The sequence below is a fragment of the Citrobacter amalonaticus Y19 genome, from assembly GCF_000981805.1.
Lineage (GTDB): Bacteria > Pseudomonadota > Gammaproteobacteria > Enterobacterales > Enterobacteriaceae > Citrobacter_A > Citrobacter_A amalonaticus_C.
On the sequence record NZ_CP011132.1, the window covers coordinates 1,308,514 to 1,326,323 of the forward strand.

At 52.6% G+C, this 17,810-nt stretch carries 22 protein-coding genes and 1 other annotated feature; of the genes, 15 read left to right on the forward strand and 7 right to left on the reverse strand.

Annotated features, from left to right (window positions below):
* Window positions 1-58: 58 nt before the first annotated feature.
* Window positions 59-727, reverse strand: coding sequence for a hexitol phosphatase HxpB (hxpB, locus tag F384_RS06005; protein WP_046479716.1), 669 nt, complete (start codon window positions 725-727; stop codon window positions 59-61).
* Between the two features lie 137 nt (window positions 728-864).
* Here hxpB and F384_RS06010 point away from each other — a divergent pair, with 137 nt between their 5' ends.
* Window positions 865-1,401, forward strand: coding sequence for a YniB family protein (locus tag F384_RS06010; RefSeq protein ID WP_046479717.1), 537 nt, complete (start codon window positions 865-867; stop codon window positions 1,399-1,401).
* 43 nt (window positions 1,402-1,444) lie between these two features.
* Here F384_RS06010 and F384_RS06015 read toward each other — a convergent pair whose 3' ends face one another.
* The 3 genes from F384_RS06015 to pfkB all read right to left on the reverse strand — a co-directional run bounded on the left by F384_RS06015 (window position 1,445) and on the right by pfkB (window position 3,735).
* A complete protein-coding gene (locus F384_RS06015) occupies window positions 1,445-2,305 on the reverse strand; it encodes a fructosamine kinase family protein (RefSeq protein WP_046479718.1) in 861 nt (286 codons plus the stop codon).
* A gap of 106 nt (window positions 2,306-2,411) precedes the next feature.
* Entirely contained in the window at window positions 2,412-2,702 is a 291-nt protein-coding gene (gene ghoS, locus F384_RS06020) for a type V toxin-antitoxin system endoribonuclease antitoxin GhoS (protein WP_046479720.1), read from the reverse strand.
* 100 nt (window positions 2,703-2,802) lie between these two features.
* Window positions 2,803-3,735: a 6-phosphofructokinase II gene (pfkB, locus tag F384_RS06025; protein ID WP_042319380.1), complete on the reverse strand. Its 933-nt coding sequence runs from the start codon at window positions 3,733-3,735 to the stop codon at window positions 2,803-2,805.
* 286 nt (window positions 3,736-4,021) lie between these two features.
* Between pfkB and F384_RS06030 the strand changes: the two genes are divergently transcribed.
* Window positions 4,022-4,780 carry a YdiY family protein gene (locus tag F384_RS06030; protein ID WP_046479722.1) on the forward strand — a complete coding sequence of 253 codons (759 nt, stop codon included), beginning with the start codon at window positions 4,022-4,024 and terminating at the stop codon, window positions 4,778-4,780.
* A gap of 144 nt (window positions 4,781-4,924) precedes the next feature.
* Here the strand turns inward: F384_RS06030 and yniD are convergent, their stop codons facing one another.
* The 3 genes from yniD to F384_RS06040 all read right to left on the reverse strand — a co-directional run bounded on the left by yniD (window position 4,925) and on the right by F384_RS06040 (window position 6,301).
* Window positions 4,925-5,032 carry a small membrane protein YniD gene (gene yniD, locus F384_RS29770; protein WP_086512613.1) on the reverse strand — a complete coding sequence of 36 codons (108 nt, stop codon included), beginning with the start codon at window positions 5,030-5,032 and terminating at the stop codon, window positions 4,925-4,927.
* Between the two features lie 111 nt (window positions 5,033-5,143).
* Complete coding sequence (locus F384_RS06035; protein WP_046479724.1) at window positions 5,144-5,962, reverse strand: helix-turn-helix domain-containing protein; 819 nt, start codon at window positions 5,960-5,962, stop codon at window positions 5,144-5,146.
* Between the two features lie 27 nt (window positions 5,963-5,989).
* Window positions 5,990-6,301: a DUF6506 family protein gene (locus F384_RS06040; RefSeq protein ID WP_046479725.1), complete on the reverse strand. Its 312-nt coding sequence runs from the start codon at window positions 6,299-6,301 to the stop codon at window positions 5,990-5,992.
* Window positions 6,302-6,662: 361 nt separating this feature from the next.
* On the opposite strand from F384_RS06040, the gene thrS reads away from it, so the two are divergent.
* From thrS to F384_RS06100, 13 genes are all read left to right on the forward strand, one after another.
* Window positions 6,663-8,591 carry a threonine--tRNA ligase gene (gene thrS / locus F384_RS06045; protein ID WP_043000876.1) on the forward strand — a complete coding sequence of 643 codons (1,929 nt, stop codon included), beginning with the start codon at window positions 6,663-6,665 and terminating at the stop codon, window positions 8,589-8,591.
* 3 nt (window positions 8,592-8,594) lie between these two features.
* Window positions 8,595-9,137, forward strand: a complete 543-nt coding sequence (gene infC, locus F384_RS06050) for a translation initiation factor IF-3 (protein WP_052746887.1) — start codon at window positions 8,595-8,597, stop codon at window positions 9,135-9,137.
* 96 nt (window positions 9,138-9,233) lie between these two features.
* On the forward strand, window positions 9,234-9,431 hold the full coding sequence (gene rpmI, locus F384_RS06055) for a 50S ribosomal protein L35 (protein WP_003030583.1): 198 nt from the start codon (window positions 9,234-9,236) through the stop codon (window positions 9,429-9,431).
* Between the two features lie 92 nt (window positions 9,432-9,523).
* Complete coding sequence (gene rplT / locus F384_RS06060) at window positions 9,524-9,880, forward strand: 50S ribosomal protein L20 (RefSeq protein ID WP_000124850.1); 357 nt, start codon at window positions 9,524-9,526, stop codon at window positions 9,878-9,880.
* Window positions 9,881-9,999: 119 nt separating this feature from the next.
* Window positions 10,000-10,123: a sequence feature (Phe leader region), on the forward strand.
* Window positions 10,005-10,049, forward strand: coding sequence for a pheST operon leader peptide PheM (gene pheM / locus F384_RS29775; protein ID WP_001386830.1), 45 nt, complete (start codon window positions 10,005-10,007; stop codon window positions 10,047-10,049). It overlaps the preceding feature by 45 nt.
* Before the next feature lie 62 nt (window positions 10,124-10,185).
* A complete protein-coding gene (gene pheS, locus F384_RS06065; protein WP_046480245.1) occupies window positions 10,186-11,169 on the forward strand; it encodes a phenylalanine--tRNA ligase subunit alpha in 984 nt (327 codons plus the stop codon).
* 15 nt (window positions 11,170-11,184) lie between these two features.
* The gene (gene pheT / locus F384_RS06070) at window positions 11,185-13,572 is read left to right on the forward strand and encodes a phenylalanine--tRNA ligase subunit beta (RefSeq protein WP_046480247.1); all 2,388 of its coding nucleotides are present in this window, start codon (window positions 11,185-11,187) and stop codon (window positions 13,570-13,572) included.
* Window positions 13,573-13,576: 4 nt separating this feature from the next.
* On the forward strand, window positions 13,577-13,876 hold the full coding sequence (ihfA, locus tag F384_RS06075; protein WP_001229265.1) for an integration host factor subunit alpha: 300 nt from the start codon (window positions 13,577-13,579) through the stop codon (window positions 13,874-13,876).
* Window positions 13,877-13,976: 100 nt separating this feature from the next.
* Window positions 13,977-14,957, forward strand: a complete 981-nt coding sequence (gene btuC, locus F384_RS06080; protein ID WP_046480309.1) for a vitamin B12 ABC transporter permease BtuC — start codon at window positions 13,977-13,979, stop codon at window positions 14,955-14,957.
* Window positions 14,958-15,020: 63 nt separating this feature from the next.
* Window positions 15,021-15,572 (forward strand): glutathione peroxidase, encoded by a 552-nt coding sequence (locus F384_RS06085; RefSeq protein WP_046480310.1) that lies wholly within the window; start codon window positions 15,021-15,023, stop codon window positions 15,570-15,572.
* The gene (gene btuD, locus F384_RS06090; RefSeq protein ID WP_046480311.1) at window positions 15,572-16,321 is read left to right on the forward strand and encodes a vitamin B12 ABC transporter ATP-binding protein BtuD; all 750 of its coding nucleotides are present in this window, start codon (window positions 15,572-15,574) and stop codon (window positions 16,319-16,321) included. The genes F384_RS06085 and btuD overlap by 1 nt, the downstream gene beginning before the upstream one ends.
* Window positions 16,322-16,398: 77 nt before the next feature.
* The gene (locus F384_RS06095; protein WP_046480314.1) at window positions 16,399-16,863 is read left to right on the forward strand and encodes a C40 family peptidase; all 465 of its coding nucleotides are present in this window, start codon (window positions 16,399-16,401) and stop codon (window positions 16,861-16,863) included.
* 223 nt (window positions 16,864-17,086) lie between these two features.
* A complete protein-coding gene (locus F384_RS06100) occupies window positions 17,087-17,800 on the forward strand; it encodes an EAL domain-containing protein (RefSeq protein ID WP_046480316.1) in 714 nt (237 codons plus the stop codon).
* The last annotated feature ends 10 nt before the right edge of the window (window positions 17,801-17,810 follow it).

The window sequence follows — 17,810 nt, forward strand, 5'->3', positions numbered from 1 at the left end:
GTTTTAAATTTATTGGTTATCTGCCGAAACGGGCAATGTCGCCATTGCCCGTTCCCGGTTAGCCGCGCAAATCGGCGACAGTCAGTTCCGTAAGTGAATTGAGCCTGACGTCGGCGAGGATATAGCGCGGATCGTGTCGCACCTCTTTGTCCGGCACGACGATGGAGCGCATCCGCGCGGCCTTAGACGCCACCATGCCGTTGACGGAATCTTCCAGTGCGACGCAGCACAACGGGTCGACGCCCAGTTTTGCCGCACAATCGATATAAACCTGCGGATGCGGTTTGCTGTAGGGCAGTTTTTCCGCCGAGGCGAGGGCATCAAAGCTCTCCCGCAGGTCAAACATCGCCAGAACTTTTTCCAGCATATGCAGCGGGGACGCTGACGCCAGTCCCACCTTCAAACCTTGTGCTTTACACAACGCGATAGCGTCTTTGACGCCTGGCAACAGCGGACGTGTCTCTTCAACCAGGCCAATCGCGCGGGTAATGACGCGGTCGGTGACCTCCTGGCGGCTCGGCCCGTTCCACGGTTGCTGAGCAAACCAGAGATCGACAACCACATCGATGCGTAGCCCCAGCGTATCCGGGAGTTCGTGACGACGAGTGATATCGACGCCGACGCTGGACAGTACATCCAGTTCAGCCCGATCCCACAGCGGCTCGGAATCAATCAGTAATCCATCCATATCGAATATTGCCGCAAGAATTTGACGCGGGGTTGACATTACAACCTCTCCTGTTGAGCATTAAATGTAGGGTATTCAGCGTTAGCCGCTATCATAACGTTTTTAAAGATCGGGCGAAAAGGGTTATCAGCAGGTAGACTTAAGCCAAAACGACGCGTCTTCATCAAGGGGAACTCATGACGTATCAACAAGCTGGACGCATAGCAGTGTTAAAAAGGATCGTAGGATGGGTGATATTTATCCCGGCGCTTCTCTCCACGCTGATTTCAGCCCTGAAATTTATGTACGCGCACAGCGAAAAGCAGGAAGGGATTAACGCGGTGATGCTCGATTTTACCCATGTCATGATTGATATGATGCGAGTGAATACCCCGTTTCTGAACCTCTTCTGGTACAACTCGCCGACGCCGGATTTTCAGAATAGCCTGAATATTATGTTCTGGCTGATTTTTGCGCTGATTTTTATCGGACTGGCGATGCAGGATTCCGGTGCGCGCATGAGCCGCCAGGCGCGGTTTTTACGTGAAGGCGTTGAAGACCAGTTAATTCTGGAGAAAGCCAAGGGCAGTGAAGGGCTGTCTCGCGAGCAGATTGCGTCGCGCATTGTGGTGCCGCATCACACGATTTTCCTGCAGTTTTTCCCACTCTACATCCTGCCGGTGATTATCATCGTTCTCGGCTATGTGTTCTTTTCACTGCTGGGATTTGTCTGAACAAAAAGGCCGCCATCCGGCGGCCTGTTGATATCAACCATGATTACGCCGCGAGCAGTCTGTCCATTGCCTTCTGTGCAATCACCAGATGCTGACCGCCAAACAGTCTTGCCCGGTTGAGCAAGGTATACAGTTGATAGACCGGTTGCCGGTCGAGAAAATCTAACGGCAGCGGCGATACCGACTGATAACCGTCATAAATTTGCGGCGGCTGTTCGGTATGCAGCGGCAACATCGCCAGATCGCACTCTCTGTCTCCCCAGTAACAGGCCGGATCAAACAGATACGGACCGTCTGGCCCGAGCGCGCAGTTCCCGGACCACAAATCGCCGTGCAGCAAAGAGGGCTGCGGCTGGTGAGAGGAGAGACGCTGCTGCACATGTTCGACAATGGCGTCAATATTGCCAAAGGCAATGCCTTTTTCCGCCGCCAGTTCAAGTTGCCAGCCAATGCGCTGCTCGGCGAAGAAGGTAGACCAGCGGCGCTGCCAGGCATTGGGTTGCGGCGTGGTCGAGAGCGCATTATCGAAGTCCAGCCCAAACTGCGGCTGATCGCTCCATTCATGCAGATGGGCAAGTTGTTGCCCCAGAATAAACGCACTATGCGCGTCCAGCGGACGGGGAGGGAGATAATCCATCACCAGAAAGCTGTAATCACGATCCGCACCCACCGCCCACACTTTGGGGACCGTCACCGTATGGCTGCGTGATAACAGTTCTAATTGATCGGCTTCTGCCGTGAAGCCGGGAAGCAGTTCTCGTTCATCACATTTAACGAAGAAATCGCGTCCCGCATAGCGTAAATGCCACGCGGCATGAATTTCTCCGCCAGGCAGTTCGTTACGCAGTTCGATTTCGCCTTCACCGAGTTGCTCGCTTAAAAGACGACTGATAGCCTGCCACATGATGTCTCTCCCCATGTTGTCTGCCAGATCATAAGGTTAGCGCAAAGATGCGGTTAAAAAACACGAACTAACGCACACCGTGGACGTGTTTTCATGGTAATGGCATTTATTGTCCGCTGAGATCCCACTCTTCCCAGGTCACAACGCTGACTTCCGGCACTTTATCCAGCGCACTTTCAGCCAGCCCCGCGGCCAGTGCTTTAACCTCGTCCGGACTCTGGGCGCTAATCAGCCCAAAAGTATTGGTCCCCAGCTCATGCACATTCCCGTCATCATCCGTGAGGGTGAGCAGAAAACCGGCTCGGGTGAGATGGTTGTTCAGCTCATTGATTTCCGTTAAGGAGTCCTCGTGGAACGTGATAGTAATAACATATCGGGTGATTTCCCCACTGGCCATTTGACACCCCTTTGTAATCTCATGAGTTTGTAGCATAGACGGTGAACGCGTATGCCGACAGGTTTGGGCGACATTCCCCCTCGAAAAGAGGGGGAAATCATTACGGCTGGCTAAGGTAGGCGTAGATTTTTTGCGTGTCGTCGTGCGAGCACAGGCGCGTGCCCTGGTTGATGGTCGCGGCGCTACCGGCCGCAACGCCGAAGCGCACCATATCCTCAAGTGAGGCGCCTTCAGCCAGTTTGAGGGTCATTGCCCCCACCATGCTGTCACCCGCGCCAACGGTGCTCTGGCTTTTAACCGGCGGTGGGACAACCTGCACGCAGGTTTTGCTGTCCACGCCCAGCGCGCCCTGAGGACCGAGGGAGACGACAACGCGCTGCGCTTTGCCGCTGCGGATAATTTCCTGCGCCGCTTTGCGCACGTCATCAGGCTGGGTGAGTTCGCGGTTAACCAGCGCGCTCAGTTCTTTCTGGTTGGGTTTGACCAGTTCAATATTGCCAATGGCTAACGCGGCCGTCAGCGCGTCGCCGGAGCTGTCAATAATGCAGCGGATCCCTTGTTTCTGCGCGGCGGTAATTAACTGGCTGAGTTTTTCGACTTTGACACCCGGCGGTAAACTGCCGCTGATAACCAGAATGGCGCCGGATTCTATCTCCAGCACCTGTTCTTCTATCTGGCGAAACTCATCGTCATTCAATGCCGCGCCGGGCATGACAAAACGATACTGCTCGCCGCTGGATTCGACATGAACATGCAGGTTTTGACGCGTCCAGTCTTTTGCATCAATGGTCGCTACCGGAACGTTTTCATCGGCGAGTAGCGCGACCAGATGCTCACCGGTTGCGCCGCCGACGGGGAAAATGGCGGTTGCCGTTCCACCCAGATGGGCAATGGCGCGGGCGACATTAATGCCACCGCCGCCAGGTTCAAATACCGGGGCAGTACAGCGAAGTTTCCCTTCGGGATAGATTTGCGGGGTGATCGTTGCGCTATCGAGAGAGGGCGCAAGCGTCAACGTATAGATACGTACCATCGTTACCTCCTGTTAGGCTGCGTTCAGTCTGGCACCGAATAGCCTTAAAGTGAAGTCATTAACAATATGATTAATTAAAGTTTATTTATTTTATTTGCTGTAAAGTTATATAAATATTTAATTGCTTTGAGAGCTCTCTTATTCAAAAAATGAAATAAGAATTCATTGCTATGTTATTCGAGCCTTTTTATAATTTGTTACCTTTCCTGGGGCGTTTGTCATTGATCCCTCTGAAAGTTTCCGGGACCGTAAAGGTCTCTTTTTTTGTTGTACGGACTCTTTATAAATGAAGCTTTTAAAGACAGTTCCCGCTGCCGTTCTGCTGGCGGGGGGCGTGTTTGCGTCAATGTATGCAACTGCCGATGATTCCGTTTTTACTGTCATGGATGACCCCTCAAGTGCGAAGAAACCCTTCGAAGGCAATCTCAACGCCGGTTACCTTGCGCAGTCAGGCAACACGAAAAGTTCTTCTTTGACCGCGGACACGACCATGACCTGGTACGGGCAAGCAACGGCCTGGTCACTGTGGGGGAACGCGAGCAACACCTCTTCCAATGATGAACGCTCTTCAGAGAAATATGCGGTTGGCGGTCGTAGTCGTTACAACGTGACCGATTATGACTACCTTTTCGGCCAGGCGAGTTGGCTGACGGACCGTTATAACGGCTACCGTGAGCGCGACGTGTTCACCGCCGGTTATGGTCGCCAGTTTCTTAACGGTCCCGTACATAGCTTCCGTTTTGAATTTGGTCCGGGCGTACGTTACGACGAGCATACTGATGGCACCACAGAAACGCAGCCGCTGGGCTATGCCTCTGGTGCGTATGCATGGCAGATTTCAGACAACACCAAATTCACGCAAGGCGTGTCGGTGTTTGGTGCTGAAGATACCACGCTGAACTCCGAGACGGCGCTGAATGTGGCAATCAATGAGCACTTTGGCCTGAAAGTGGCCTACAACGTGACGTGGAACTCCGAACCGCCGGAGACTGCACCGGAGCACACGGACAGACGTACCACCGTCTCTCTGGGCTACCGGATGTAAGCTGAGGCCAGACTGCTCCCAGTCTGGCTTTTTTATTGCGGTGTCTGATGACGATTCGCTCGCTATCGCCTTTCTTCAGAATGTTCACTTCGCCAGAATCACAACGTCTGACGTGACGTGACGTGACGGGGCGTGGTTTCGTGGCTATCCCCAAATCATTGCCGCCCAGCGTAGCAATAACATTGCACCACAGATGACGATCAGGACGACCACCATTTTCCAGTGTTTTTTGGCGAAGCGATTTGATGGCATCATTTATTTCCTGTCGGTTCCAGACGGTTAATCCTAGTGTAACAAAACTGTCAGCCAGTCAGTGAGTGGATATGCATCTTGCATCGTCCAACAGGCAGGAAAAGGAGAGGGCTATGGCTCGTACTCTGCAAGCGCGTTGGTATAGTAATTAAGCTGCCGGTACTGAAGCTTCAACAGTTCCGTCGGCGTCAGGCCAGTATAGAGCCGACATGTTTTGATGAAATGTGCTTGATCGTAGTAGCCGTGGTTAATTGCGCCGTTCAGGACATCACCTTCCGTCAGGAGCTGACGCAGCGTTCTCTGAAAGCGGGCTGTGCGGCAAAAATAGCGCGCATCAACGCCAGTAAATTGGTGAACGCGTCGTAGCATCGTCCGTTCAGTTATCCCCAACTGGTTACGGACTGTCGAGAAAGCATCACCGTAATACAGCCGATTCACCGCCTGCACGAGATCGGTGTTCACCAGATGGCGACGGTCAGTCATAGCCAGCAGCCAGCGTTCTAACCGGCTGATGCGCATGTCATACGATAAATTAATCAGTTCCGGAATGGCACAACGTAGACCCAGATCGGTGAAGGAAGCAGGAACGTCATCGAGTTCATCCATCGCGATACCCAGGAGGGGAAAGCAGGTGGCCGAACGCAGTCGGATTGACAGTAAATCGATTTCCCCCTGGGAGGTGAATGTCATTCTGGACTTGCGCGGGCGAAGCAGGACCGCCTCGCCCTTTGGGACAATGAGGCAATTTGCAGTCTGTGGGTTATCAAGCGGTATCGTCGCAATGCACAGAGGATCGCCGAGGTTGAGCAGCAGTTCGCCCCCGGTACCGGGAAAGAGCGTAGGCAAGTGCGTCCCGGCTGACAGTTGCCAGCACCAGAAATGGGCTATCCAGTCAGCCAGCGCCGGACTGGGTGCGCTGCGGCGTTGCATGTTGATGTTTACCTCAGACTCGATGCCTTACTCAAACAGACTGTCTCCACTTTGGTTTCCCAGTCCCGGATGCAGGTCAAAGCGAACGACACCGACGTGCATTCTGCCTGCCGCCGCTTTCACCATATGTGCAACACCAAGATGACCGAAACCCGCACACAATTCAATTGCCCGAATCCCCTCATCATAGAGCGCATCAAGGAGTTCACCCGCCTGCTGGTAATTGCTCACCGCGATGGTTTTAACCTGTACCTGTTCGGTTTTCACCCAGCCGTTATGGGTTTCAGCCACCGCGTGAGGCGCAACAAATATAAATGCCGCTTTTAAAATATCGCTCATGTCACTTCATCCTGTTTCGTTATCAAAACCTGGATCATACGTTTGATAATGTGAGCGGTATTGTACCAATCCGCCAGGAATGTAGCCGGGAATGCCGAAATATCGTTCTGCACAGGGAGGAAATGCTTGCTAACGTCGTGTTCCAGCTCAATATAAAACAGAAGGGTGCATTCTCCCTTTTTTTAGTGTTACCATCGTTCGACCACATTGCCGCGTTCGTGAAGCGAAGCTGATGTGTCCCAGATTGTGTGCCAATTTAGCAATTGTTGGTTAGATGGCTTCACAACTTACTGTAAACCAATAAATTTTCTCTTTGTATGTGATCTTGCGTATGGGTCACCACTGCAAATAAGGACATAACATGCCTGTTATTACTCTTCCTGATGGCAGTCAACGCCATTACGACCACGCTGTAAGCCCCATGGATGTTGCACTGGACATTGGTCCAGGTCTGGCGAAAGCCACCCTTGCTGGCCGCGTTAATGGCGAGCTGGTTGATGCGTCTGACCTGATCGAAAATGATGCGACGCTCTCTATCATCACCGCAAAAGATGAAGAAGGGCTGGAGATCATTCGTCACTCCTGTGCGCACCTGTTAGGTCATGCGATCAAACAACTTTGGCCAAATACCAAAATGGCTATCGGTCCGGTTGTCGACAATGGTTTCTACTATGATGTGGACCTTGACCGTACGTTGACCCAGGAAGATATCGATGCGCTCGAGAAGCGGATGCACGAGCTCGCTGAGAAAAATTACGACGTTATTAAGAAGAAAGTCAGCTGGCACGAAGCGCGTGAAACCTTCGTGAAGCGTGGCGAGATTTATAAAGTCTCCATTCTTGATGAAAACATTGCCCATGATGACAAACCTGGTTTGTATCATCATGAAGAATATGTCGATATGTGTCGTGGTCCACACGTGCCGAATATGCGTTTCTGCCATCACTTTAAACTGATGAAAACTGCAGGCGCGTACTGGCGTGGCGACAGCGACAACAAGATGCTGCAGCGTATCTACGGAACGGCCTGGGCCGATAAAAAAGCCCTCAGTGCTTATCTGCAACGTCTGGAAGAAGCGGCAAAACGTGACCACCGTAAAATCGGTAAGCAGCTTGACCTGTATCACATGCAGGAAGAAGCGCCGGGTATGGTGTTCTGGCATAACGACGGCTGGACTATCTTCCGTGAACTGGAAGTCTTTGTGCGCTCCAAGCTCAAAGAGTATCAGTATCAGGAAGTGAAAGGACCGTTCATGATGGACCGTGTGCTGTGGGAAAAAACCGGGCACTGGGACAACTACAAAGATGCGATGTTCACCACCTCTTCCGAGAATCGTGAATACTGCATCAAGCCGATGAACTGTCCGGGTCACGTACAGATCTTTAATCAGGGGCTGAAATCCTACCGCGACCTGCCGCTGCGTATGGCCGAGTTTGGTAGCTGCCACCGCAACGAACCGTCAGGTGCGCTGCATGGTCTGATGCGTGTACGCGGCTTCACCCAGGATGATGCGCATATCTTCTGTACTGAAGAGCAAATCCGCGATGAAGTTAACGCGTGCATCCGTATGGTCTACGATATGTACAGCACCTTTGGCTTCGAGAAGATCGTCGTCAAACTCTCCACTCGTCCCGAAAAACGTATCGGTAGCGATGAAATGTGGGATCGTGCTGAGGCGGACCTGGCCGTTGCGCTGGAAGAAAACAATATCCCATTTGAATATCAACTGGGTGAAGGCGCGTTCTACGGTCCGAAAATTGAATTTACCCTGTATGACTGTCTCGATCGCGCATGGCAGTGCGGTACAGTACAGCTGGACTTCTCTCTGCCGTCTCGTCTGAGCGCCTCCTATGTGGGCGAAAACAACGAGCGTCAGGTACCGGTTATGATTCACCGCGCCATTCTTGGGTCTATGGAACGTTTCATTGGTATCCTGACTGAAGAGTTCGCAGGCTTCTTCCCGACCTGGCTTGCGCCGGTTCAGGTAGTGGTGATGAACATTACCGATTCACAGTCTGAATACGTTAACGAATTGACGCAGAAACTACAAAATGCGGGCATTCGTGTAAAAGCAGACTTGAGAAATGAGAAGATAGGCTTTAAAATCCGCGAGCACACTTTACGTCGTGTCCCTTACATGTTGGTCTGTGGCGACAAAGAAGTAGAAGCCGGCAAAGTTGCCGTGCGTACCCGTCGTGGCAAAGACTTGGGCAGCCTGGACGTAAGTGAAGTGATTGAGAAGCTGCAACAAGAGATTCGCAGCCGCAGTCTTCAACAACTGGAGGAATAAGGTATTAAAGGCGGAAAACGAGTTCAAACGGCACGTCCGAATCGTATCAATGGCGAGATTCGCGCCCTGGAAGTTCGCTTAACAGGTCTGGAAGGCGAAGCTTTGGGTATTGTGAGTCTGAGAGAAGCTATCGAAAAAGCTGAAGAAGCTGGAGTAGATTTAGTTGAAATCAGCCCTAACGCCGAACCGCCAGTTTGTCGTATCATGGACTACGGCAAGTTCCTTTATGAAAAGAGTAAGTCTTCTAAGGAACAGAAGAAAAAGCAAAAAGTTATCCAGGTTAAGGAAATTAAATTCCGTCCTGGTACCGATGATGGCGACTATCAGGTAAAACTCCGCAGCCTGATTCGCTTTCTGGAAGATGGCGATAAGGCCAAGATCACGCTGCGTTTCCGCGGTCGTGAGATGGCCCACCAACAGATTGGTATGGAAGTGCTGACGCGCGTCCGTGACGATCTGAGTGAACTGGCAGTAGTCGAATCCTTCCCTACGAAGATCGAAGGCCGCCAGATGATCATGGTGCTCGCTCCTAAGAAGAAACAGTAAGGCCTTCAAGTAACAATGTCTGTGGAGCCAGCGGGTTCCGCAGGCATTGTTCGCCTATGTTTCGTTTATTAACAATGCGAAGTGGAAGTTATTAAGATGCCAAAAATTAAGACCGTACGCGGTGCTGCTAAGCGCTTCAAAAAAACCGGTGGTGGTGGATTTAAGCGTAAGCACGCAAACCTGCGTCATATTCTGACCAAAAAATCGACTAAGCGTAAACGTCACCTGCGTCCAAAAGGCCTTGTTTCTAAAGGCGATCTGGGCCTGGTTATCGCGTGCCTGCCGTACGCATAAGCCGTTAACGTTTTTTTAACTTTTTAATGCCCAATCGGTTTCACCGCGGTGAAAGATGAAGGGCAAATCAGAATAGATACAGGAGAGCACATATGGCTCGCGTAAAACGTGGTGTAATTGCACGCGCACGTCACAAGAAAATTTTGAAACAAGCTAAAGGCTACTACGGTGCGCGTTCTCGCGTATACCGCGTTGCCTTCCAGGCCGTTATCAAAGCAGGTCAGTATGCTTACCGTGACCGTCGTCAACGTAAGCGTCAGTTCCGTCAACTGTGGATTGCGCGTATCAACGCAGCAGCACGTCAGAACGGTATTTCTTACAGCAAATTCATCAACGGCCTGAAAAAAGCCTCTGTTGAAATCGACCGTAAGATCCTGGCTGACATCGCAGTATTCGACAAAGTAGCGTTCACCGCTCTGGTCGAAAAAGCGAAAGCAGCTCTGGCATAAGCCAGTGAAAAGAGGGAGCCTGGCTCCCTCTCTTTTATTTGTTGTACCGTCAATGAGTTGACAATTGATCCGTAACCCTTTTCAATAAAGGTTCTCCGGTTTTACCACACAAGGTAACGCAAGCATGAATGCTGCTATTTTCCGCTTCTTTTTTTACTTTAGCACCTGAATCCGGGAGGCTAGCGCGTGAAAGAAGAAACGAAAAACAGCGCAAAAAAGCCTCCTGATGGAGGCTTTTTTTGTGCCCGAAATCGAGAGATTACGTTCAACGAACCGGTGTCTTCACCGACACAATGAGGAAAACCATGTCACATCTCGCAGAACTGGTAGCCAGTGCGAAGGCGGCCATTAACCAGGCGTCAGATGTTGCCGCGTTAGACAATGTGCGCGTCGAATATTTGGGCAAAAAAGGGCACCTGACCCTTCAGATGACGACTCTGCGCGAGCTGCCACCTGAAGAGCGTCCTGCAGCCGGTGCGGTGATTAACGAAGCGAAAGAGCAGGTACAGCAGGCGCTTAACGCACGTAAAGCGGATCTGGAAAACGCCGTGCTCAATGCGCGTCTGGCGGCGGAAACCATCGACGTTTCTCTGCCCGGTCGTCGTATTGAAAACGGCGGTCTGCATCCGGTAACCCGTACCATCGATCGTATTGAAAGCTTCTTTGGCGAGCTTGGCTTCACCGTGGCGACCGGTCCGGAAATCGAAGATGACTACCACAACTTTGATGCGCTGAATATTCCAGGGCACCATCCGGCTCGTGCAGATCACGACACCTTCTGGTTTGATGCAACGCGTCTGCTGCGCACCCAAACGTCGGGCGTACAGATTCGGACCATGAAAGAAAAGCAGCCGCCGATTCGTATTATCGCGCCGGGCCGCGTGTATCGTAATGACTACGATCAGACGCACACCCCGATGTTCCATCAGATGGAAGGCCTGATTGTGGATACCAACATCAGCTTTACCAACCTGAAAGGGACGCTGCATGACTTCCTGCGTAACTTCTTTGAAGAAGATTTGCAGATTCGCTTCCGTCCGTCCTATTTCCCGTTTACTGAGCCGTCTGCAGAAGTGGACGTGATGGGCAAAAACGGTAAATGGCTGGAAGTGCTGGGCTGCGGCATGGTGCATCCGAACGTTCTGCGTAACGTTGGTATTGACCCGGAAATCTACTCGGGTTTTGCGTTTGGGATGGGTATGGAGCGTCTGACCATGTTGCGTTACGGTGTCACTGACCTGCGTGCGTTCTTCGAAAACGATCTGCGTTTCCTCAAACAGTTTAAATAAAGGCAGGATAAAACAATGAAATTCAGTGAACTGTGGTTACGCGAGTGGGTTAACCCGGCTATCGATAGCGACGCGTTATCGAATCAAATCACCATGGCAGGCCTGGAAGTCGATGGCGTTGACGCGGTCGCCGGTGAATTTAACGGCGTGGTGGTGGGTGAAGTGGTTGAATGCGCCCAGCACCCGAATGCGGACAAACTGCGCGTGACGAAAGTTAACGTCGGTGGCGAGCGTCTGCTGGACATCGTCTGCGGCGCGCCAAACTGCCGTCAGGGGCTGAAAGTGGCGGTTGCGACTATCGGTGCCGTTCTGCCAGGCGATTTTAAAATTAAAGCGGCTAAGCTGCGTGGCGAGCCGTCTGAAGGCATGCTGTGCTCCTTCTCCGAACTGGGCATTTCCGACGATCACAGCGGCATTATCGAACTGCCGGCAGATGCGCCAATCGGTACCGACATCCGCGAATATCTGAAGCTTAATGACAACACCATTGAGATCAGCGTCACGCCTAACCGTGCTGACTGCTTAGGGATCATCGGTGTGGCCCGTGATGTGGCGGTGCTGAACAAAGCGCCGCTGGTTGAACCGGAAATTGCGCCGGTGGCGGCAACCATCAGCGATGTCCTGCCGATTACCGTAGAAGCCACCGACGCCTGCCCGCGCTATCTGGGCCGTGTGGTGAAAGGCATTAATGTGAAAGCGCCAACACCGTTGTGGATGAAAGAAAAACTGCGTCGTTGCGGTATTCGTTCCATTGATGCGGTGGTCGACGTCACCAACTACGTGTTGCTCGAACTGGGTCAGCCGATGCACGCCTTTGACAAAGACCGCATTGAAGGCGGGATTGTCGTTCGCATGGCGAAAGAGGGTGAAACGCTGGTGCTGCTCGATGGCAGCGAGGCGAAGTTGAACGCGGACACGCTGGTGATTGCCGATCATCAGAAAGCGCTGGCGATGGGCGGCATCTTTGGTGGCGAACATTCAGGCGTGAATGATGAAACGCAAAACGTGCTGCTGGAATGTGCATTCTTCAGCCCGCTGTCGATTACCGGTCGTGCGCGCCGTCATGGCCTGCATACCGATGCTTCTCACCGCTATGAGCGCGGTGTGGATCCGGCGCTGCAGTACAAAGCGATGGAACGTGCCACCCGTCTGCTGATGGACATCTGTGGCGGCGAAGCCGGCCCGATCATTGATGTGACGGATGAAGCGACGCTGCCGAAGCGTGCCACCATTACGCTGCGCCGTAGCAAACTGGATCGCCTGATTGGTCATCACATTGCCGATGAGCAGGTGAGCGACATTCTGCGTCGTCTGGGCTGTGATGTGACAGAAGGTGAAGGCGAGTGGCAAGCTGTTGCGCCGAGCTGGCGTTTCGACATGGAAATAGAAGAAGACCTGGTTGAAGAAGTCGCCCGCGTGTATGGCTACGACAACATTCCTGATGAACCTATTCAGGCCGGTCTTATCATGGGGACGCACCGTGAAGCGGATTTGTCGCTGAAACGTGTGAAAACCCTGTTGAACGACAAAGGCTACCAGGAAGTCATTACTTACAGCTTCGTCGACCCGAAAGTACAGCAGTTGCTCCATCCGGGTGAAGAAGCGTTGCTGCTGCCAAGCCCGATCTCCATCGAAATGTCAGCCATGCGCCTGTCACTGTGGACAGGGTTACTGGCAACAGTGGTATATAACCAGAACCGTCAGCAGAACCGCGTACGTATTTTTGAAAGCGGGCTACGTTTTGTGCCGGATACCCAGGCCAACCTGGGTATTCGTCAGGATCTGATGCTGGCTGGCGTTATCTGCGGTAACCGTTACGATGAACACTGGGACCTGGCAAAAGAGACCGTTGATTTCTATGATTTGAAAGGCGATCTGGAAGCGGTGTTGGATCTGACCGGTAAACTGGCTGACATTCAGTTCAGGGCAGAAGCCAATCCGGCACTGCATCCTGGACAGTCTGCAGCGATTTATCTGAAAGGTGAACGCATTGGTTTCATTGGTGTTGTTCATCCTGAGCTGGAACGTAAGCTGGATCTCAACGGTCGTACTCTGGTGTTCGAACTGGAGTGGAATAAGCTCGCAGACCGCGTGATTCCTCAGGCGCGCGAGATTTCACGCTTCCCGGCGAACCGTCGTGACATCGCTGTCGTCGTCGCAGAAAACGTTCCCGCTGCCGATATTTTATCCGAATGTAAGAAAGTTGGCGTAAATCAGGTAGTTGGCGTAAACTTATTTGACGTGTACCGTGGTAAGGGTGTTGCGGAGGGGTATAAGAGCCTCGCCATTAGCCTGATCCTTCAGGATACCAGCCGTACACTCGAAGAAGAGGAGATTGCCGCTACCGTCGCCAAATGTGTAGAGGCATTAAAAGAGCGATTCCAGGCATCATTGAGGGATTGAACCTATGGCGCTTACAAAAGCTGAAATGTCAGAATATCTGTTTGATAAGCTTGGGCTTAGCAAGCGGGATGCCAAAGAACTGGTCGAACTGTTTTTCGAAGAGATCCGTCGTGCTCTGGAAAACGGTGAGCAGGTAAAACTCTCTGGTTTTGGTAACTTCGATCTGCGTGATAAGAATCAACGTCCGGGACGTAACCCGAAAACGGGCGAAGATATTCCCATTACAGCACGGCGCGTGGTGACCTTCAGACCCGGACAGAAGTTAAAGAGCCGAGTCGAAAACGCTTCGCCCAAAGATGAGTAATCAGATCTAACTAAAAAGGCCGCTTTAGCGGCCTTTTTTCTTTTCTGCGGTGATGTCGCACCGTAGAATCAATGACATCTTTTTCAGTTGAACGGAAATCATGCTGACTTTTGCCCGTCAACAACAGCGACAACATGTGCGCTGGATCCTGAGCCTGTCGGTACTGATGCTACTGACACTGCTGTTAAGTCTGTGCGCCGGAGAGCAGTGGATATCGCCTGCTGACTGGCTGACGCCGCGTGGCGAACTCTTTGTCTGGCAAATTCGCCTTCCGCGCGCGCTGGCCGTGCTGCTGGTGGGGGCGGCGCTGGCCTTGTCCGGCGCAGTGATGCAGGCACTGTTTGAAAACCCGCTCGCGGAACCGGGCTTGCTTGGCGTCTCCAACGGCGCGGGTGTGGGACTCATCGCCGCTGTGCTGTTGGGGAAGGGCGTACTGCCACACTGGGCGCTCGGACTGTGTGCGATTGCCGGCGCGCTGGTCATCACCTTGATCCTCCTGCGTTTTGCCCGTCGTCATCTTTCGACCAGTCGCTTGCTGCTTGCCGGGGTGGCGCTGGGGATTATCTGTAGCGCCCTGATGACCTGGGCCATCTATTTTTCAACCTCATTCGATCTGCGCCAGTTGATGTACTGGATGATGGGCGGATTCGGTGGCGTCAACTGGGAGCAAGCCTGGCTGATGCTGGCCCTGATCCCGGTGCTGATGTGGATCTGCTGTCAGTCACAGGCGATGAACATGCTCGCACTGGGGGAGACGTCAGCCCGACAACTGGGACTTCCCCTGTGGTTCTGGCGTAATCTGTTGGTGGTTGCAACCGGATGGATGGTCGGGGTGAGCGTGGCGCTGGCGGGGGCAATTGGTTTTATTGGCCTGGTGATCCCCCATATTTTACGCCTGTGCGGCTTAACGGACCATCGCGTCCTGTTGCCTGCCTGCGCGCTGGCGGGCGCTATTGCGCTGCTGCTGGCAGATGTGGTGGCTCGCCTGGCGCTGGCTGCTGCGGAGTTACCCATTGGCGTGGTCACCGCGACGCTCGGGGCACCGGTCTTTATCTGGCTGTTACTCAAAGCCGGACGTTAGGTACGACAAGACGGTCTATGATTAGACGCGGGTATTTGAATCACTCATTTTCCTGGAGAGGCTATGCAAGACTCAATTCTGAACACTGAAGTGACGACGATTGATGGCGAGGTCACGACCCTCGATAAGTATGCGGGCAATGTACTACTGGTGGTGAACGTGGCGTCAAAATGTGGCCTCACCCCGCAGTATGAGCAACTGGAAAATATTCAGAAGGCGTGGGCTGACCGTGGTTTTACCGTGCTGGGTTTTCCCTGCAATCAGTTCCTTGGACAGGAACCTGGCAGCGAAGACGAGATTAAAACGTACTGTGCGACCACCTGGGGGGTGACCTTCCCGATGTTCAGCAAGATTGAGGTCAATGGGGACGGGCGCCATCCGCTATACCAGAAGCTGATTACCGCTGCGCCGACGGCCGTGGCCCCCGAAGGGAGCGGTTTTTATGAGCGAATGGCCAGTAAAGGGCGCGCGCCGCTCTATCCGGACGATATCCTGTGGAACTTCGAGAAATTCCTCGTGGGTCGTGATGGCAAGGTGATACAGCGTTTTTCACCGGATATGACGCCGGAAGACCCCATCGTCATGGAAAGCATCAAACTCGCACTGGCTAAATAATGTCGTCACTGATGCAGTTACAGGATGTTGCCGATATCCCCCGGCTGGGGCCTCTCGACGGGGAGGTTCATGCGGGGGAAATCCTGCATCTGGTGGGGCCGAACGGTGCCGGAAAAAGCACGCTGCTGGCGCGAATGGCTGGGCTAACCAGCGGTGCGGGAACCATCACCCTGGCCGGTACAGAACTGGCGTCGTGGCCCGCCGCTAAGCTTGCCCGGCATCGCGCTTATCTGGCGCAGCAGCAAAATCCGCCCTTCGCGATGCCGGTATGGCACTTTCTGACGCTGCACCAGGCAGACAAAACACGGACTGACCAGTTGACCGCGGTGGCCGAGTCGCTGGGGCTGGCGGATAAACTCGGACGCAATGCGAAGGAACTCTCGGGCGGGGAATGGCAGCGTGTGCGCCTTGCCGCTGTGATCCTGCAAATTGCGCCAGAGACCAATCCACAGGGGCAGTTGTTGTTACTCGATGAGCCCATGAACAGCCTCGATGTTGCGCAGCAAAATGCGCTGGATCGCATTCTGAATCGCCTGTGTGAGCAGGGGATTGCCATCGTGATGAGCAGTCACGATCTGAATCACACCTTGCGTCATGCGCATCGCGCATGGTTGCTCAAACAAGGGAAACTGCTTGCCAGCGGTCCGCGTGATGAGGTGCTAACACCGGCGCATTTAACACGAGCCTATGGGCTGCACTTCCGGCGTCTTGACATCGAAGGTCACAGAATGCTTATATCAACCACTTAAACGAAAGGGTTTCTTGAAAACCCGCGTAACTGCCCGTTATATGGGGTGAAGAATAAAAAAACAGAGGATTCGCCTGAATGCGTTTCTGGTTTCTTTTTTGCACAGCACTGTTGTTGGCAGGATGTAGTAGCCACCGAGCGCCGCCGCCTAATGCCCGGCTCTCTGATTCCATTACCGTTATTGCCGGACTCAATGACCAACTCCAGAACTGGCGCGGTACACCTTATCGTTACGGCGGCATGAGTCGCGGTGGCGTAGATTGCTCCGGTTTCGTACTGATGACCATGCGCGACCAGTTCTCTTTGCAACTGCCGCGTGAAACCCGTCAACAGGCAAAACTGGGGACGGAAATTGATAAAGATGAATTGCTGCCCGGCGATCTGGTGTTCTTTAAAACCGGTTCGGGAGAGAGCGGTTTACATGTGGGTATTTATGATACCAATGGTCAATTTATTCATGCTTCAACCAGCCGTGGCGTGATGCGTTCGTCGCTGGATAATGTCTACTGGCGGAAAAACTTTTGGCAGGCGAGACGGATTTAGTCGCCGGGCGTTATTTCTGATTGCGCGCGCTTCTTACTTTTATTGTCGGGAAAAGAACAATGCTGGATAAGTGTTTATAATCAGGATAAGCTGAAAACAAAGGAACCGGGACCCCGGGTGAAAAGGACAACATGAACATTTCCCCTCTGTCATTAAAAAAGATGGATGACGACATCCTGTGCAATAGGTTGCCGAATCACTCTCAGTGTGTGGGGCTACCGTGATGAATATTTCACTGGATAATGTGTACCATTCTGAACTCTATTTTCAGCCTGCCCGCAATGTACAACGAAAACTTATCGGTTTAAGTATCATCGCAAACTTCGTCAGTGATGACGACAAGGTTCGTATCCCAACGGAACTGGCGCTTCCGCGACTTTCTCCCGAAGAGCAGTGCCAGCTATTTATCGAAAAACTGGCCTTGCTCGAAACGTGCCAACACTTTTTTATTCAACACAAACTTGTCGCCTGGATTTATATAACCCCGGCAGTAGTGCCGTTATTATTAATGGACAGTGAGCGTATTTCTGCAGTTAAACGATTTTCATTTCTGGAATTGATGGTTAATGAGAATTTTCCCGAACTGTCTGACGGAAAAGAGAATAAAACGCTGACTGCGCTTGTCGAACGTTTTCCTCTGGTACTGGCCAATTTCGGTGCAGGGGAAAGTGCCAACAAAGCCATATTCGATGGATTATTTAAACGCATTATACTGGACCGGAATTTTGTCCATCGCCGGGCCACGCAATTGTCTTTCGAACCGTTCATGCGCGCCATCCTGACGCAAGTTTCCCCCTATTGTGAATCGCTGATGATCGCGGGTATCGACAGCGAGGCAATGCTGACCCGGGTGACGCCGTTCGGTTTTGGTGCCATGCAGGGCGCTTTGTGGCCTGCCGTCACCGCAAATCAGATAACCCAGTTACTCCACGGATAACCTTTCTGTT

Excerpts from the sequence above, each read along its gene's own strand:
- hxpB (WP_046479716.1), bottom strand. The coding sequence starts at position 727 with ATGTCAACCCCGCGTCAAATTCTTGCGGCAATATTCGATATGGATGGA.
- F384_RS06010 (WP_046479717.1), top strand. The coding sequence starts at position 865 with ATGACGTATCAACAAGCTGGACGCATAGCAGTGTTAAAAAGGATCGTA.
- F384_RS06015 (WP_046479718.1), bottom strand. The coding sequence starts at position 2,305 with ATGTGGCAGGCTATCAGTCGTCTTTTAAGCGAGCAACTCGGTGAAGGC.
- ghoS (WP_046479720.1), bottom strand. The coding sequence starts at position 2,702 with ATGGCCAGTGGGGAAATCACCCGATATGTTATTACTATCACGTTCCAC.
- pfkB (WP_042319380.1), bottom strand. The coding sequence starts at position 3,735 with ATGGTACGTATCTATACGTTGACGCTTGCGCCCTCTCTCGATAGCGCA.
- F384_RS06030 (WP_046479722.1), top strand. The coding sequence starts at position 4,022 with ATGAAGCTTTTAAAGACAGTTCCCGCTGCCGTTCTGCTGGCGGGGGGC.
- yniD (WP_086512613.1), bottom strand. The coding sequence starts at position 5,032 with ATGCCATCAAATCGCTTCGCCAAAAAACACTGGAAAATGGTGGTCGTC.
- F384_RS06035 (WP_046479724.1), bottom strand. The coding sequence starts at position 5,962 with ATGCAACGCCGCAGCGCACCCAGTCCGGCGCTGGCTGACTGGATAGCC.
- F384_RS06040 (WP_046479725.1), bottom strand. The coding sequence starts at position 6,301 with ATGAGCGATATTTTAAAAGCGGCATTTATATTTGTTGCGCCTCACGCG.
- thrS (WP_043000876.1), top strand. The coding sequence starts at position 6,663 with ATGCCTGTTATTACTCTTCCTGATGGCAGTCAACGCCATTACGACCAC.
- rpmI (WP_003030583.1), top strand. The coding sequence starts at position 9,234 with ATGCCAAAAATTAAGACCGTACGCGGTGCTGCTAAGCGCTTCAAAAAA.
- rplT (WP_000124850.1), top strand. The coding sequence starts at position 9,524 with ATGGCTCGCGTAAAACGTGGTGTAATTGCACGCGCACGTCACAAGAAA.
- pheS (WP_046480245.1), top strand. The coding sequence starts at position 10,186 with ATGTCACATCTCGCAGAACTGGTAGCCAGTGCGAAGGCGGCCATTAAC.
- pheT (WP_046480247.1), top strand. The coding sequence starts at position 11,185 with ATGAAATTCAGTGAACTGTGGTTACGCGAGTGGGTTAACCCGGCTATC.
- ihfA (WP_001229265.1), top strand. The coding sequence starts at position 13,577 with ATGGCGCTTACAAAAGCTGAAATGTCAGAATATCTGTTTGATAAGCTT.
- btuC (WP_046480309.1), top strand. The coding sequence starts at position 13,977 with ATGCTGACTTTTGCCCGTCAACAACAGCGACAACATGTGCGCTGGATC.
- F384_RS06085 (WP_046480310.1), top strand. The coding sequence starts at position 15,021 with ATGCAAGACTCAATTCTGAACACTGAAGTGACGACGATTGATGGCGAG.
- btuD (WP_046480311.1), top strand. The coding sequence starts at position 15,572 with ATGTCGTCACTGATGCAGTTACAGGATGTTGCCGATATCCCCCGGCTG.
- F384_RS06095 (WP_046480314.1), top strand. The coding sequence starts at position 16,399 with ATGCGTTTCTGGTTTCTTTTTTGCACAGCACTGTTGTTGGCAGGATGT.
- F384_RS06100 (WP_046480316.1), top strand. The coding sequence starts at position 17,087 with ATGAATATTTCACTGGATAATGTGTACCATTCTGAACTCTATTTTCAG.